This window comes from Micromonospora tarapacensis (assembly GCF_019697375.1).
Lineage (GTDB): Bacteria > Actinomycetota > Actinomycetes > Mycobacteriales > Micromonosporaceae > Micromonospora > Micromonospora tarapacensis.
This window is the reverse complement of sequence record NZ_JAHCDI010000004.1, coordinates 104,862-121,191: the sequence shown is the minus strand read 5'-3', so window position 1 is coordinate 121,191 and position 16,330 is coordinate 104,862. Positions and strand designations below refer to the sequence as shown.

General features: G+C 72.6%; 9 protein-coding genes and 4 pseudogenes. 4 read left to right on the top strand and 9 right to left on the bottom strand.

The annotated features are described in order from the left end of the window. Positions 1 to 20: 20 nt before the first annotated feature. The 4 genes and pseudogenes from KIF24_RS06615 to KIF24_RS06600 all read right to left on the bottom strand — a co-directional run bounded on the left by KIF24_RS06615 (position 21) and on the right by KIF24_RS06600 (position 4,409). Positions 21 to 1,667, bottom strand: coding sequence for a BCCT family transporter (locus tag KIF24_RS06615; RefSeq protein ID WP_221083278.1), 1,647 nt, complete (start codon positions 1,665 to 1,667; stop codon positions 21 to 23). Positions 1,668 to 1,798: 131 nt separating this feature from the next. Next, positions 1,799 to 2,642 (bottom strand): annotated as a pseudogene (locus tag KIF24_RS06610) (siderophore-interacting protein). Between the two features lie 181 nt (positions 2,643 to 2,823). Beyond that, the gene (locus tag KIF24_RS06605; RefSeq protein WP_221083277.1) at positions 2,824 to 4,059 is read right to left on the bottom strand and encodes a deoxyguanosinetriphosphate triphosphohydrolase; all 1,236 of its coding nucleotides are present in this window, start codon (positions 4,057 to 4,059) and stop codon (positions 2,824 to 2,826) included. Continuing rightward, positions 4,056 to 4,409 (bottom strand): VOC family protein, encoded by a 354-nt coding sequence (locus KIF24_RS06600; protein WP_221083276.1) that lies wholly within the window; start codon positions 4,407 to 4,409, stop codon positions 4,056 to 4,058. The genes KIF24_RS06605 and KIF24_RS06600 overlap by 4 nt, the downstream gene beginning before the upstream one ends. A 279-nt stretch (positions 4,410 to 4,688) precedes the next feature. On the opposite strand from KIF24_RS06600, the gene KIF24_RS06595 reads away from it, so the two are divergent. Continuing rightward, entirely contained in the window at positions 4,689 to 5,198 is a 510-nt protein-coding gene (locus KIF24_RS06595) for a roadblock/LC7 domain-containing protein (RefSeq protein WP_221083275.1), read from the top strand. Positions 5,199 to 5,330: 132 nt separating this feature from the next. On the opposite strand, the pseudogene ppdK reads toward KIF24_RS06595, so the two are convergent. Next, positions 5,331 to 8,065, bottom strand: a pseudogene (gene ppdK / locus KIF24_RS06590) (pyruvate, phosphate dikinase). A gap of 428 nt (positions 8,066 to 8,493) precedes the next feature. Between ppdK and KIF24_RS06585 the strand changes: the two are divergent. The 3 genes and pseudogenes from KIF24_RS06585 (at position 8,494) to KIF24_RS06575 (ending at position 11,655) form a co-directional block, all read left to right on the top strand. Next, positions 8,494 to 10,309, top strand: a pseudogene (locus tag KIF24_RS06585) (beta-N-acetylhexosaminidase). Positions 10,310 to 10,359: 50 nt separating this feature from the next. Further along, positions 10,360 to 10,530 carry a hypothetical protein gene (locus tag KIF24_RS06580; protein ID WP_221083274.1) on the top strand — a complete coding sequence of 57 codons (171 nt, stop codon included), beginning with the start codon at positions 10,360 to 10,362 and terminating at the stop codon, positions 10,528 to 10,530. A 465-nt stretch (positions 10,531 to 10,995) separates the two neighbouring features. After that, on the top strand, positions 10,996 to 11,655 hold the full coding sequence (locus tag KIF24_RS06575; RefSeq protein ID WP_221083273.1) for a C39 family peptidase: 660 nt from the start codon (positions 10,996 to 10,998) through the stop codon (positions 11,653 to 11,655). Between the two features lie 214 nt (positions 11,656 to 11,869). Here KIF24_RS06575 and dusB read toward each other — a convergent pair whose 3' ends face one another. The 4 genes and pseudogenes from dusB to KIF24_RS06555 form a co-directional block, all read right to left on the bottom strand. Next, a complete protein-coding gene (gene dusB / locus KIF24_RS06570) occupies positions 11,870 to 13,042 on the bottom strand; it encodes a tRNA dihydrouridine synthase DusB (protein ID WP_221087212.1) in 1,173 nt (390 codons plus the stop codon). Between the two features lie 175 nt (positions 13,043 to 13,217). After that, entirely contained in the window at positions 13,218 to 14,084 is an 867-nt protein-coding gene (locus tag KIF24_RS06565) for a hypothetical protein (protein WP_221083272.1), read from the bottom strand. A 145-nt stretch (positions 14,085 to 14,229) separates the two neighbouring features. Then, positions 14,230 to 15,609 carry a glycine--tRNA ligase gene (locus tag KIF24_RS06560; protein ID WP_221083271.1) on the bottom strand — a complete coding sequence of 460 codons (1,380 nt, stop codon included), beginning with the start codon at positions 15,607 to 15,609 and terminating at the stop codon, positions 14,230 to 14,232. Between the two features lie 111 nt (positions 15,610 to 15,720). Continuing rightward, positions 15,721 to 16,193: pseudogene (locus KIF24_RS06555) on the bottom strand (Rv0361 family membrane protein). Positions 16,194 to 16,330: the final 137 nt, after the last annotated feature.

Here is a 16,330-nt window from a genome sequence, read left to right as displayed (position 1 = left end):
CGCGGTACGGGCAGCACCGGTCAGCGAGGGCGGCGACGCAGGTAGCGCCGGACCGGCGGCGGCTCCTCCTCCTCGTACGACCGGGCGGCGCGCACCGCCTCGGCCAGGCCGTGCGGGCGGCTGCGCGTCGGCGCGGCCAGCAGTGGATCCCGGGCCATGTCCTTGATCAGGGCGGCGGCCAGACCGAGCATCACCACCACGAACGGCAACGCGATCATGATGGTGGCCTGCTGGAGCGCGCCGAGTCCACCGGCGAGCAGCAGCACCGCGGCGACCGCGCCGATCAGGATCCCCCAGGTGACCACGAGGACCCGGTGCGGTCGCAGCGCGCCCCGGGAGGTCAGCGAGCCGAGCACCAGCGAGGCGGAGTCGGCGCTCGTGACGAAGTAGAGCGCGATGAGCACCATGGCCAGCACGCTGGTCAACGCCGCCAGCGGCAACGTGTCGAGCAATCCGAACAGGGCCTGCTCGCTGCTGGTCGTGGCGTCCGCGACCAGGTCACGAACCCCGGTGTCCTGCGCCCGCAGCGCGCTGCCGCCCATGATCGCGAACCACACGGCGCTGGCACCGCTGGGCACCAGCAGCACGCCGATCAGGAACTGCCGGACCGTACGCCCCCGGGAGATGCGGGCGATGAAGGTGCCGACGAACGGCGCCCAGGAGATCCACCACGCCCAGTAGAAGATGGTCCAGCCGCCGAGCCAGGCGGGGTCGGAGAACGCTCCGGTCCGGGTGGACATGTTGACCAGGTTGCTCAGGTAGTCGCCGATCGAGGCGGGCAGCACCTCAAGGGTGTAGATGGTCGGCCCGATCACGAATACGAAGAACATCAGAGCGACGGCCAGCACCACGTTGGTGGTGGAGAGCCACTTGATGCCGCGGTGCAGCCCGGTGAAGGCGGAGATCACGAAGGCCAGCGTGAGCGCCCCGATCACCACCAGTTCCACCGCGGTGCTGTCCGGTACGCCGGCGACCAGGTCCAGCCCGGCGGCGACCTGGAGGGCGCCGAGACCGAGGCTGGTGGCGGTGCCGAAGACGGTGGCGAAGACGGCCAGCAGGTCGATGATCCGGCCGACGGCCCCGTCGGCCCGGTCGCCGATGAGCGGCCGGAACGCCGCCGAGATGCGGTTCTGCCGGCCCCGGCGGAACGTCGAGTACGCCAGCGCCAGCGCCACCACCGCGTAGATCGCCCACGGGTGCAGGGTCCAGTGGAAGAGGGTGTACTGCATCGCCGCCGAGGCCGCCTCGCCGGTCTGCGGCTCGACGCCGGTCGCCGGTGGCGGCGTGGCGTAGTGCTGGATGGGCTCGGCGACGGCGAAGAAGACCAGGCCGATGCCCATGCCGGCGCTGAACATCATGGCGATCCAGGCCAGGTTCGTGAACTCCGGCTCGTCGTCGTCCCTGCCCAGCCGGATGCGGCCGAAGCGCGACAGCGCCAGCACCACCGCCAGCACCAGGAAGGCGTTGGCCGCCACCACGAAGAACCAGCCGAACGTGTCGATCACCCAGGCGAGGCCCGACTCGCCGACGCTGGCCAGCGAGCCGCGCGCCAGCACGCCCCAGACCACCACGGCGAGCACCCCGCCGACGCCCAGACCGAGCACCACTCGGTCGATCCTGCCGGCGGTGCCGGCGTTCCCGGGTTTCTCGTCAAGCTGCTCGCTCATGGTCACGCCTGACCATCCTCCTGTTCCGTTGCCATCGTCACCCGAGGTTCCGACAAATCACGCCCACCAGTCGACTTTTGACCGCTGGCAGGCACGTTGGTGTGCCACCTTGCCGGTTATCGATGCGATGGTCAACCGAGCGGCACCGGGGTCCGGGCCTGTTCGTCGGCCTCGACCTGGAGGTTCCAGTCGGGCTTGGCGGCCCGCCAACCCTCGTCGTCCAGCCCCTGGCGCCAGTAGCCGGAGATGGACAGCCACTCCCGGGACACCCCCCGCTCCACCCGCAGCAACCGACGCAACTGGCGGACGAAGGACGCCTCGCCGTGCACGAAGGCGTGCACCCGGCCGGGCGGGAAGTCCCACCCGCGCACCGCGGCCACCAGCGCCGTGCCCACCGGCCCGGTGCCCCGGTGCAGCCAGGTCAGCTGGACCGCGCCGGGACTGGGCAGCGGTTGCTCGTCGGCCGGGCCGTCGACCTCGACGAACACGTACGCGGGCGCGTCGGCCGGCAGCCGGGTCAGCGAGGCGGCGATCGCCGGCAGGGCGCTCGTCGCCGACCAGCAGATGCCAGTCGGCCGCCGGGCTCGGCGCGTACGCCCCGCCCGGGCCGACGAACAGCACCTCGTCGCCGGGCCGCAGCGCGGCGGCCCACGGGCCGGCCAACCCCTCGTCGCCGTGGTGCACCACGTCGACGGTCAACTCACCGACCGCCGCGTCCCAGGCGCGCACCGTGTACGCGCGCAGCCGGGGCCACTGCTCGCGCGGCAGTTCCCGACGGATCGCGGCGAGGTCGATCGGGCGCGGGTGGTCGACCCCGGCGACCGGAAACACGATCTTTATGTAGTGGTCGGTGAACTCGCCGACCGGCAGGCCGGCCAGTTCCTCCCCGCCGAGCACCAGCCGGATCACGTGCGCGGTGGGCCGCCCGGTGCGCAGCACGCGGGCGGAGGTGACCTTCTTCGAGCGCTCCGTCATTTGGTTAGGCTAACCTCACCGGCCGGCGGGCCGCCCGCCCACCCGTCGCCCACCGGTCCCGACGCGAGCCTGCGATCAGGCGGCCGGGCCAGCTCCGACCACGCGGCCGAGCCAGCTCCGACCCGGGCCGCCGGCTTCGACCTGGCGGGCCGCCGGCTTCGACCCAGGTGGCCGGGCCGGCTCAGACCAGGCGGCCGTGCCAGGTCAGCGCCGCCGGGTCGGTCAGCGAGGCCACCTGGTCGACCACCACCCGCTGCCGGGCGACGTCGTCCGGCGCGGCCCGCCACAGGGGGGCGAATACCGGGTCCAGTGCCTCCGGTGCCCGTACCGCCAGGGTGTTCACCAACTCGGTGAGGATCTCCCGCTGCCGCTGGTACCGTGCCTGCGCGTCGGGACGGCGCATCACGTACCGCAACGCGATGCCCTTGAGCAGCGCGCAGCGGGCGCGCAGCGGCCGGGGCACGACGAGGTCGGCCGCGTACCGGCGGTGCGGCCCGGGACCGAACCGGGCGGTGGTGGCGGCCACCGCGGTCGCCACGAACCGGCCGGTCAGCACGCTCGTGGTGGCCTTGAGCGCGGCCTGCGCACGGTGGCTGCCGTCGTAGCCGGCCAGCGGGGCGAGCACCGGGTCGGCGAGCAGCTCCCGCAACGCCGCGCCGAGGTAGCCGGGCGGCTCGGTGGAGTAGGTGGCGGCGACGTCGGCACAGAGCGCCGCCCGCTCGTCGGCGTCGGCGAGCAGCGGCTCCAGCGTGAGGTACCCGCCGTGGATGCCGTCCTCCACGTCGTGCACCGAGTACGCCACGTCGTCGGCCCAGTCCATCACCTGCGCCTCCAGGCAGCACCGCTCGCCGGGTGGGGCGCCCTGCCGCAGCCAGGCGAAGACGGGCAGGTCGTCGGGGTACACCCCGAACTTGCGCCGGCCCGGCCGGCGGGTCCACGGATACTTGCCGACCGCGTCGAGCGAGGCGCGGGTGAGGTTCAGCCCGACGGACGCGCCGTCGGGGCCGTACACCTTGGCCTCCAGCCGGGTCAGCACGCGCAGCGTCTGCGCGTTGCCCTCGAATCCGCCGCAGCCGGCGGCGACCTCGTCGAGCGCGGCCTCGCCGTTGTGCCCGAACGGCGGGTGCCCCAGGTCGTGCGCCAGCCCCGCGGTGTCCACCACGTCCGGGTCGCAGCCCAGCCGGGCGCCCATCTCCCGGGCGATCTGGGCCACCTCCAGCGAGTGGGTCAACCGGGTACGCAGGAAGTCGTCCGTGCCCGCCGTGTGCACCTGGGTCTTCGCAGCGAGCCGGCGGAACGCCGCCGAGTGCAGCACCCGCGCCCGATCCCGCTCGAACGGCGACCGGCCGTGGCCGGCGTCCTTGGCCGGCTCGTCCACCCGGCGGGCCGCGTCCGGCTCAGGCGGTGCAGCGCTCAATCGCCACGCTGCCGCAGCACGCAGAACTCGTTGCCCTCCGGGTCGGCCAGCACCGTCCAGTCGTCGCCGTCCTGCCCCACGTCGACGTGCCGGGCACCCATGTCGACCAGCCGTTCCACCTCGGCCTCCCGGTCGGCCGGGCGCAGGTCCAGGTGCAGCCGGTTCTTGCCCTCCTTGGTGCCGGTGACCGGCACGAAGACGATGCCGGGCAGCCGGTCCGGGCGCTGCCGGATCTCCACCTCGTCCGGTCCCTCGACGACCACCTGGTAGCCGAGGGCCTCCGCCCACCAGCGGGCCAACCGCCCGGGATCCCGGGCGTCCACGGTCAGGCTCTCCCAGACGCTTGTCATGCGGGCACCGCCGCCGCTGTCTCCATCGACAGCTCGGTCCGCGATCTCATCCGGCCACCCCTTCGAAGACGGTCCTCGGGCGAGCCCAGGTTACGCCCGGCCACCCCGCACGGCGCGCCGACGATGTGCGCGCGGCGGTCCACATCCCCCGATCAGACGAGAGTTGTCGCCCGATCGCCGACGGTCACGGGATCGCGCATGTCGACGCCCACCGGTAGCGTCGCCATCGCGGAACGTCACCTGTTGCGGCGGCGAACGACCGGTGAGAGAGAGACGCTCGTGAACGCGGAAACGATGATGGGCACCGAGTTGCGCGGGTTGCGGCGACGCCGCCCCGAGATCGCCGGCACGGTCGTCGCCGGCACGGACGGCCTGCTGATCTCCAGCGACCTACCCACGACCGACGCCACCCACCTGGCGGCCCTGGCCGCCGCCAGCTTCGGTCTCGGGCACCGGATGGCGGCCACCGTCCGGCAGGGCGAGTTCCACGAGTCCGTGATCCGCACCGCGGCCGGCTGCGTGGTCACCTACCCCGCCGGCCGGGACGCCCTGCTGACCCTGGTCGCCGACCCGGGAGCGGATCTGACGGCACTGCGGGAGGAGGCTCGCGGGGTCGTGCGCCGCGCCGGTCCGGCCCTTGCCGCCTGCCGCCGCCCCACGCTGCTGCCCCAGCAGGCGGATCCGCACGCGCCACTGGCGGTGCGCACCCCGATGGCCACGATGCCCACGATGCCGAACCAGCGGCCACGCCGCGATCCGTCGACCACCTGGCGCCGCCCCCCGATCTGATCGCCCGACTCTGGGCGCGCGGGGTGCACCGTGCGACAACATCGGGGATGTTGCTGCCTTGCCGGTGGCTTGACCGAGCAACATCCCCGATATTGCTGCCCCGCGTCAGCATGCCGGCCACCGATCTGAGGCTCAGCGGCTGTCCGAGCCGGTCGTCAGCACCGCGGCCCGGCCGGCCTCCAGCCGCGCCACCGGCACCCGGAACGGCGAGCAGGAGACGTAGTCCAGCCCGACGGAGTGGAAGAAGTGCACCGAGTCGGGGTCACCACCGTGCTCGCCACAGACGCCGATCTTCAGCCCGGGACGGGCCGCCCGTCCCTCCTCGGTGGCGATGCGCACCAGCCGGCCGATCCCGTCGGCGTCGATGGACTCGAACGGTGAGATACCGAAGATGCCCAGCTCCAGATAGCGCCAGAAGAACGCCCCCTCCACGTCGTCGCGGGAGAAGCCCCAGCCCATCTGGGTCAGGTCGTTGGTGCCGAAGGAGAAGAACTCCGCCGCCTCGGCGATCTGACCGGCCGTCAGCGCCGCCCGGGGCACCTCGATCATCGTGCCGATCAGCACCTCGACGTCACTGCCACCGACCACCTCGGCGATGATCTTCTCGGCCTCGGCGCGTACCGTCTCCAGTTCCTGCACGGCACCGACCAGCGGGACCATGATCTCCGGGCAGGAGCGTACGCCCTGGCGCGCACATTCCACGGCGGCCTCGGTGATCGCCCGGACCTGCATCGCGAACAGGCCGGGAATGACCAGGCCGAGGCGCACCCCCCGCAGCCCCAGCATCGGGTTCTCCTCGTGCATCCGGCGTACGGCGGCGAGCAGCGCCTCCTCCTTGGCGACGTCCTCGCCACGCTCCTGGGCGACCGCCACGTCGACCGCGAGCTGCTCCAGCGGCGGCAGGAACTCGTGCAACGGCGGGTCGATCAGCCGGACGGTGACCGGTTGCCCGTCCATCTCCCGGAAGATCTCCATGAAGTCGGCCCGTTGCAGCGGCAGCAACGCGGCGAGCGCGTTCTCCCGCGCGGTCGTCTCGCGGGCCAGGATCAGCCGCTCGACCAGCTCGCGCCGCTCACCGAGGAACATGTGCTCGGTGCGGCAGAGCCCGATGCCCTCGGCGCCGAAGCGCCGGGCCTGGCCGCGTCCGCGGCGGTGTCGGCGTTGGTGCGGACCGCCAGCCGCCGGCTGGCGTCGGCGTGCGACATGATCCGGTGTACGGCCCTGACCAGCGCGTCGTCGGTGGTCGCCAGATCGAGTTCGCCCTCGAAATACCGCACCACCTCCGACGGGCTGACCGGCACCTCACCCAGGTACACCTTGCCGGTGGTGCCGTCGATGGAGACGACGTCGCCCTCGACCACCGTCCGTCCGGCCACGGTGAACCGCCGCTTCGGCACGTCGATGTCCAGGTCGTCGGCGCCCGAGACGCAGGTCTTGCCCATTCCCCGGGCCACCACCGCGGCGTGGCTGGTCTTGCCACCGCGCGAGGTGAGGATGCCCCGCGAGGCGATCATGCCGTTCAGGTCGTCCGGGTTGGTCTCCCGCCGGACCAGGATCACGTCCGCGCCCTCGGCGGCCAGCTCCACCGCGCGGGCGGAGGTGAAGACCACCCTGCCCACCGCCGCACCCGGCGAGGCGCCGATGCCGGTGGCGACCGGCTGGAACTCGTGGTCGAGCTGGAAGCGCGGGAACATCAGCTGGGCCAACTGTGCGCCGTTGACCCGGTGCAGCGCCTCGTCGAGGTCGATCAGGCCCTCGTCGACCAGCTGGCCGGCGATGACGAACGCGGCGGCGGCGGTGCGCTTGCCGACCCGGGTCTGCAGCATCCACAGCTTGCCGCGCTCGATGGTGAACTCGATGTCGCACAGATCCCGGTAGTGCCGCTCCAACCGGGTCATGTAGTCGAGCAACTCGTCGTAGGAGCCCTTGTCGATCCGCTCCAGCTCCTGCAACGGCACGGTGTTGCGGATGCCGGCGACCACGTCCTCACCCTGGGCGTTGGCCAGGTAGTCACCGTAGATGCCCTGTGCGCCGCTGGCCGGGTCCCGGGTGAAGGCGACGCCGGTGCCGGAGTCGGGGCCGAGGTTGCCGAAGACCATCGCCACCACGTTGACGGCGGTGCCGAGGTCGGCCGGGATGCGCTCCTGCCGGCGGTAGACCACCGCGCGGTCGGCGTTCCACGACTCGAACACCGCCCGCACGGCCAGGTCCAACTGCTCGCGCGGATCCTGCGGGAACTCCCGCCCGGTGTGCTTGGTGAAGATCTTCTTGTACGCGTCGACCAGCCCGCGCAGGTCGTCCGCGTCCAGGTCCAGGTCGTCGGTGCTGCCCCGGGCGCGCTTGGCGTCGTCGAGCGCCTCCTCGAACTCCTCGCCCGGCACGTCGCAGACCGTCTTGCCGAACATCTGGATCAGGCGCCGATAGGAGTCCCAGGCGAAGCGCGCCGCGCCGCCGGAGGCGGCCCGGTCGGTTGCGCCGCCGGCCTGCCGGGCGAGTCCCTCGACGCTGCGGTCGTTGAGCCCGACGTTGAGGACGGTCTCCATCATCCCGGGCATCGAGAACTTCGCCCCCGAGCGGACGGAGACCAGCAGCGGATCGTCCGGGTCGCCGAGGCGCCGGCCCATCCCCCGCTCCAGCCCCGCCAGGTGCGCGGCGATCTGGTCGGCCAGCCCCGCGGGTTCCGCCCCGGTGGCCAGGTACGCCTTGCACGCCTCGGTGGTGATGGTGAAGCCGGGCGGCACCGGCAGGCCGAGATTGGTCATCTCGGCCAGGTTGGCTCCCTTGCCGCCGAGGAGGTCCTTGAGGTCCTTGTTGCCCTCGGCGAAATCGTAGACATATTTGTGCCCGGCCGTCTCTTTCGCTACCACCAGTGCCTCCCACGCTGCCCCGGACTGACACTTAACGAAGGTTCAGTTTTCGATACCCCGAGACCGACCGCCGGTAATCCGGGAACTGTGCCGATCGGTGGGCGAAGGCTAAGCGAACAACGCGTGGCCCGGGACCATTCGGTGACAATAGGCACAGCAATCACGACTGTCCGCGTTCACGGCAGTCGCTGGGAACGGTCCCACGCGCACTATCACGCAACCGCCGACCTCCCCGTACGCTTGACGGCACGCAGCGTCACCACACCTCGCACCATTGCCACAACCGCCGCGAATACACCCCTCGGGAGTCCTCGTGTCCGCCCCAACCGGCACCGCACCGGAGCCGCTCGACCCGTCCCGCCCCGGCGACGTCGCCGCGCCGCCCGAGCCGACGCCCGCCGCAGAAGCCGGCACTGCCGTGCGCGGGGATGCCGTGCGCGGGGATGCCGTGCGCGGGAATGCCACCGCCGGGTCCGAAACCGCCGCCGGAGCCGAGACCGCCGCGCGGGCGAACGCCACCGCCGGAGCCGAGGCCGCCGCGCGGGCCGACGACGCGGCTCGGGCCGCCGGGCGTACCGCGGGGGAGTTGGCCAGGGCGGCGGAGCGGAACGCGGCGGCGGCGCTCGCACCGCCGGCACCGGTCCGGCTGGGCGACGTGGTGCCCGCGCCGGAACGGGTCGAGCCGGACGCGGCGGCCGACTACCTGCTCGCCGCCGACGCGGTGATCCGGGTCAGCGCCGATCCGGCCGCCCTGGCCGTCGCCGGGCAGCTCGCCGCGCTGCTGCGCCCGGCCACCGGATACCCGCTGCCGGTGACCGACTCCGCCGCACCCGTACCGGCCGGTGGCGTCGCCCTCGACCTGACCGGCGAGGCCGCACTGGGCACGGAGGGCTACCGGCTCGACATCACCACCGACGGGGTACGCATCGCCGCCGACACCGCCACCGGCCTCTTTCACGGGGTGCAGACGCTGCGGCAACTGCTGCCGGCCACCGTCGAGGGCGCCACCCCGGTCAGCGAACGCTGGGTGCTGCCCGGCGGGTCGATCGTCGACCGCCCCCGCTATCCGCACCGAGGCGCGATGCTCGACGTGGCCCGGCACTTCTTCGGCGTCACCGACGTGCTGCGCGTGATCGACCACCTGGCCCGCTACAAGCTCAACCGGCTGCACCTGCACCTCACCGACGACCAGGGCTGGCGCATCGCGGTCGACTCCTGGCCCCGGCTGGCCACGGTCGGCGGGGCCGGCGCGGTCGGCGACGCCCCGGCGGGCACTACACCCGGGCCGACTACCAACGGATCGTGGCGTACGCGGCCGAGCGGCACATCACCGTGATCCCCGAGGTCGACCTGCCCGGTCACACGAATGCCGCGTTGACCGCGTACGGCGAGCTGGCGCCCGACGGGGTGGCACCGGCGCCGTACACCGGCACCGATGTCGGGTTCAGCTACCTCGACCCGGCCAACGAGCGCACCTACGACTTCGTCGCCGACGTGCTCGCCGAGATCGCCGCGCTCACTCCCGGGCGGTGGCTGCACGTCGGTGGTGACGAGGCGTTCAAGGTGACCGCCGAGCGGTACGCCGGTTTCGTCGAACGGGTGCAGCGCATCGTCGCCGGGCTGGACCGGGACGTGATCGGCTGGCACCAGATCGCCCCCGTCGCACACTCCGACGGGCGGATCCTGCAATGGTGGGGCACGACCGGCGACGACCCGGTGACCGCCGAGGCGGTACGCCGGGGGGCCCGGCTGGTCCTCTCCCCCGGCAACCACGCGTACCTCGACATGAAGTACGCCCCGGACACCCCGATCGGGCACGACTGGGCCGGCCTGATCGACGTACGCCGGGCGTACGACTGGGATCCGGGCAGTCACCTGACCGGCGTACCGGCCGAGGCGGTGCTCGGTGTCGAGGCGCCGCTGTGGACCGAGTCGGTGACCACCCTCGCCGAGATCGAGTTCATGCTGTTCCCCCGACTGCCCGCCATCGCCGAACTGGGCTGGTCGCCCCGGTCGACGCACGACTGGGGCTCCTTCCGGGAGCGGCTGGCGGGGCACGGCGCACGCTGGGCCACCGCGGGCATCGCGTACCACCGCTGTCCCGGGCTGCCCTGGCCGGCAGCGGCGTTGCCGGTTCCCGCCCCGCGCGGACCGTCGGCCGGCGCCGACCCGGTCGGGCACGCGCCGGTCAGCCGTCCCGGCAAGCCGCCAGCCCACCCAGGAACGGCTCCAGGCCAAGGGTGAGGCGGTCCGGGAAACCGGCCACACGCAGGATCGCGAGTAGCGCCTCCGCGATGCGGGCCGGGTTGCCGCCGATCGGCGGACGCGACGTGGCCACCTGCGCCACCCTCGGCCCTGCCGGGCTGGCCCCCGACACCCCGAGTGGTCGGTTCGAGCGGATTGCGCCGCATGCCGGTTTTATCCGGCTCGGCATAGCCGGCACCGGACTCCCGACCCGCCTCTGACGCCCCGGGCCGGCGAGCTCCGGTGCGGATGGTGTGTGGCTGGCACCTGTCTCCTGCGGCAGGCCCGAGGGCTCCCGAGGTAGGCCGGCGGCGAGTCGGGGGCGGTGTGGCCGGATGTCCGATCTGTCGGTGACCGGGGCCACGCCACCTGCGGAATCGCGGGGCGGGTCCGGTGGTTGTACATGGCGTAACCACGAGCGCCGCCGAGCGCCGCCCCCCGGGCCGGCCGGAACGACCCCCCACCCCCGGGCGTTACACCCCTCCGGACACCGCCAGGGCATCGGCCTCCCCGCGAGGCCCCCGGAATGGCCCCGGCCCACCCCGCGTTACACCCTCCCGGACGACACCTCCCGGACACCGAGCGCCGGACGAATGTCGGAGCACCTTCCCTTCACGCACGGCCCACCCGCATCCCCCTACGCGGGCGCAGCCGCGCGCACCCCCGACCGAAAGGTGTGAACCATCATGGCTACCACCATCCTGCGCAAGACCGCACTGACCATCGCCGCTGCCGCCGCCACCACCGCCGGCATCGCCGGCCCCGCCATCGCCGCCCAGGCCGCTCCCGCGACCAAGCCGGTCGCGCAGGTGCAGGCCGACCGCAAGCCCGGCGGCGAGCGCGAACTCGGCGTCCGCTACGAGGCACAGCCGAACTTCTACTACTGCGGCCCCGCCGCCGCCCGCAACGCACTCAGCGTGCAGGGCAAAAACATCGACATGGACACCATGGCCAAGGAAATGCGCACCACCGAAGCCGGCACCAACTCGATCAACGACATCACCCCGGTACTGAACAAGGAAACCGGCAAGAACGTCTACAAGTCCGTCGAGATCTCCAACACCAACGCCGACGACAAGCAGACCGACAAGCTACGCGACGACATCGTCCACACCGTCGACGACGGCCGAGCCGTGGTCGCCAACATCGCCGGCACCGCCACCGACACCGACGGCACCACCCACAGCTTCGAAGGCGGCCACTACATCAGCGTCGTGGGCTACCACGACAACGGCGAGACCGTCACCATCGCCGACTCCGCCGACCCCGCCCAGGCCTCCTACCGGGTGAGCATCGACGCCCTCGCCGACTGGATCGCCACCCGCGGCTACAGCGCCACCTCCTGACCAACCGAACACCACGAAGGGCCGACCCCACCCAGGGCCGGCCCTTCGTCGTCCCCCCCAAACCACCCCGGGGACACGACGACAACATCAGGGATACAACCCCGTCACACCACCACGACACAGCACCACCCCCGATCTTGCTACCCCGCCGCCAGCACGCAGACGCCCCGGGGGGCGCAGACACGGAGGCGCGGGTGCACACGGGTGGGCGGGGTCAGCCCCCGGAGTCCGCCAGCTCGGCGCCCTCCGGGACGGTGTCGTCGTCGCGGCTGGCCAGCCAACCGTCGGGCAGGAAGACCTTGCCCGGGGAGTTGGTGCGGCCACGCGGCTGGCCCAGCGTCTCCACCGGGAACGGGACCGTCGGGTCGAGCTTGCCGAGCAGGTCGTCCAGCTGGGCCAGGCCGTCGATCATCGCCAGGGAGCGGCGCAGCTCGCTGCCGATCGGGAAGCCCTTGAGGTACCAGGCGACATGCTTGCGGAAGTCGGTGCAGCCGTCCCGCTCACCCCGGGCCGGGTTGCGGGCCCCGGCGGTGAACTGCTCGACCAGCAGTTCCGCGTGCCGGCGCATGGTGACCGCCACCTCGCCGAGGGTCGGCAGCCGGCGCCGCGGCGAGCCGTTGAACGCCGCCTCCAGGTCGGCGAAGATCCACGGCCGGCCCAGGCAGCCGCGACCGATCACCACACCGTCGACCCCGGTGTGCGCCACCATCCGCAGCGCGTCGTCGGCCTCCCAGATGTCGCCGTTGCCGAGCACCGGCACGTCGAGCGCCTGCTTGAGGGTGGCGACGGCGTCCCAGTCCGCAGTGCCCGAGTAGCGCTGCGCCGCCGTACGACCGTGCAGGGCGACAGCGGCGACACCGGCCTCCTGCGCGGCGAGCCCCGCCTCGACGTACGTCAGGTGGTCGTCGTCGATGCCCTTGCGCATCTTGACCGTGACCGGCACCCCGGCGGGCGACGCGGCGTCCACCGCGGCCCGCACCAGACGGGCGAAGAGTCGCCGGCGCCAGGGCAGGGCCGCGCCGCCGCCACGACGGGTGACCTTCGGGACCGGGCAGCCGAAGTTGAGGTCGATGTGGTCGGCGAGATCCCGCTCGACCACGATCCGCACCGCGGCGGCGGTGGTCGCCGGGTCGGTGCCGTAGAGCTGGAGGCTGCGCGGGCGCTCGTCCGCGCCGAACGCGATCATCCGCAGCGTCTTCGGATTCCGCTCGACCAGCGCGACCGTGGTGATCATCTCGCAGACGTAGATGCCGCCGCCCTGCTCCCGGCAGAGCTGCCGGAATCCGACGTTGGTGATGCCAGCCATCGGCGCGAGCACCACCGGCGGCCACACCCGGTGCGGCCCGATCCGCAGCGATCCCGGCTCGGCGGCGGGGCGAGGGGCGATGTCCACCCGACCAGGGTACGGCGGCCACCCGCGCCCCCGACCGGCTGTCCGCACCGGCCGGCGGCTGCCCGCACCGCGCGGCGGCTGCCCGCACCGGCCGGCGGCTGCCGCACCGGCCGGGCTGTCCGCCGGCCGCCGGTGACCCGCGCCGCCACGGCTCGGCGGCGTCCGCCGGTCACCGGCGTCGTCGCCATGGCCATCGGCTCGGCGGGGCGTCGCCGCCGGAGCCGGCGGACCGCTCGATCAGGTCCGCCGCCGCCCGCAACTTGCGCCGGATCTCCGCACCGGCCGGCCCCAGTGCGTCCGTGAGCCGGCTGCCCAACTCCACCACCAGCCGGGCGCGGTTGACGTCACCCGTCAGCACGAGTGTGTGTGCGTAGGTGGAGTACGTGTTGGCCAACTCCCACGCGGTGATCGGCTTGCCCGGGTCGAGCGCGTTCTGGCGTAGCTCCGTGGCCCGGGAGGCGGCCAGCGCGGCCTCCCGGGCGTCCGACCCGCCGGGCGACGGCTGCTGGAGGTGGCGGTGCAGCAGCGCGGTGGCGTGATTGTGGTAGGCCGTGCCCATGGCCTCCCGGGTACGCGGGCCCGCGCCCGGCGGCGGGCCGGCGACCCGCAACCCGATCTCCAGTGCCCGCTCGATCAGTTGGATGCGGACGGCCGGATGACCGGCCAGGAACGCCGACTCGCCGGCGTCCACCGTTGCGGTGATCAGCTCGCTGAGCGCGCCGTCCCGGCGCGCCTCGGTCGGATCCGGCTGCTCCGTGGCGACCGCCTGATGGACCTCCGCGAAGACCACGATGGCCTCCTGGCCCGGCTCCCTCGCCTCGTCGTGCCGGCCGAGCGCGGTCAGCAGCATGCCGCGCCGCCACAGTGCCCGGGCCAACTGGCGTTGATCGTGCCGGTCGACCCGGCCACCCGCGACGGCCTGCCGGTACGCCTCGACGACCCGTGCCCAGAGGGCGTCCGCCTCGGGCCGCCGCGCCGGCTGGGTCGAGTACTCGCGCGCCCGTTCGAAGAGTTCCTCGCGTGCCTGGGCATCCACGTCCGCCGACCCTTCGTGGTAACGGTGGGGTCGCCTTCGCGATCCGTCCCCGAAGACATCATCCGGGATGGATGCCGGCCCGCGCAGCCCGCACCGGGGCCGCATCGGGCACGCCGGGCCGACCCGGCGTGCCCGATGCTCCGGATCAGCAGCCGGGCAGGTGGTCGATCAGGTAGCGCTCGACCTGGTCCAGACCGATCCGCTCCTGGGTCATGGTGTCCCGGTTCCGGACGGTCACCGCGTCGTCATCCAGGGTGTCGAAGTCGACGGTGACGCAGAACGGGGTGCCGATCTCGTCCTGCCGGCGGTAGCGGCGGCCGATCGCCTGCGAGTCGTCGAACTCGACCACCCAGCGCTTGCGCAGCCGCGCGGCGAGGTCCTTCGCCTTGGGCGAGAGCGCCTCGTTGCGGGACAGCGGCAGCACCGCCACCTTGATCGGAGCCAGTCGCGGGTCGAAGCGCATCACGGTCCGCTTGTCGACGCCGCCCTTGGTGTTCGGCGCCTCGTCCTCGTCGTACGCCTCCAGCAGGAACGCCAGCACCGCGCGGGTGAGGCCGGCGGCCGGCTCGATCACGTACGGGACCCAGCGCTCGCCCTTGGTCTGGTCGAAGTACGACAGGTCGACGCCGGAGTGCTTGCTGTGCGTGGACAGGTCGAAGTCGGTCCGGTTGGCGATGCCCTCCAACTCGGCGAACTCCGTGCCGCCGAACCGGAAGCGGTACTCGATGTCGACCGTCCGCTTCGAGTAGTGGGAGAGCTTTTCCTTGGGGTGCTCGTAGAAGCGCAGGTTGCCCTCTGACAGGCCGAGGTCGAGGTACCAGTTCCAGCGCTCGGCGAGCCAGTACTCGTGCCAGCCCTCGTCGGTGCCCGGCTCGACGAAGAACTCCATCTCCATCTGCTCGAACTCCCGGGTGCGGAAGATGAAGTTGCCCGGGGTGATCTCGTTGCGGAACGACTTGCCGGTCTGCGCGATGCCGAACGGCGGCTTCTTCCGGGCGACGGTCTCCACGTTCTTGTAGTTGACGAAGATGCCCTGGGCGGTCTCCGGACGCAGGTAGTGCAGGCCCTCGTCGCTCTCCACCGGGCCGAGGTAGGTCTTCATCAGACCGTTGAACATCCGCGGCTCGGTGAAGGTGCCCTTGTTGCCGCAGTTGGGGCAGTTCAGCTCGGCCAGCGAGGTCGGCGGCCGGCCGTGCTTGGCCTCGTACGCCTCCTCCAGGTGGTCCGCGCGGAACCGCTTGTGGCAGGACTGGCACTCGGTCAGCGGGTCGACGAAGGCCTCCAGGTGACCCGAGGCCGCCCACACGTCACGCGCCAGGATCACCGCGGAGTCCAGACCCACCACGTCGTCGCGCTGCTGGACCATGGTCTTCCACCACTGCCGGCGGACGTTGTCCTTGAGTTCCACGCCGAGCGGACCGTAGTCCCAGGCCGACCGGGTGCCTCCGTAGATCTCGCTGGAGGGGAAGACGAAGCCCCGACGCTTCGCGAGGCTGACGACGGCGTCGATACGGTCGGCTGGCATTTTTCCTCCTACGCCGACTGGCGGTCGGCGGGGACGGTGGGATGGATCGAACAGTCCGGGACCACGGTACGACCGGTGTGGTCCCCGGCCCAGCACATTACCTGCGCCGGGTCAGTTGACTCCGCAGACCTCCATGCCACCGGTCTGTCTGTCCTGGGCGAGCACGACCTGCTGCCGCTCCCGACCGCCGCCGGCGAAGGTCACGTCCACCGGCACGGTGAGGGTGGTGGTGTCCACCTCGCCGACCCGGTAGGAGGCGATCTGCGGCTCCGCGGCGGCGCGACGTTCGAACTCCCGCCGGGACTCGCGCCGCCGGGCGTCCTCGCAGAGCTGGTCGTACGCCCGGCCGTACTCGCCGTCGGCGAGGGCCCGGTAGTAGTCCCCGGAGACCGTGCGGCCCTGCTCCTCGATCGCCTGCACCCCGCTGACCAGCAGACCGATCACGGCGGTGCCGCCACCACCGCAACAGAGCAGCAGGGCCAGCGCGCCCGCGCCGAGGCCGAGCCAGAGCCGGGACCGGCCCCCTCGGTCGGCGGTGCCGCGAACGGCGGGGCGACCCCGGGCCCGGGCGGCGGTGAGGACACGCCCGGATCCGAACCGCCGGCTGCCGGCGGCGCGTCGGTCTCGCTCGGGACCTGAGGTCCCTGCTGGCCGGGCAGCGGTGGGTCCGGCGGTGGGGCTGCCGATCCGGGAGCGGTCATAGGAGTCACAGTAATGCCCG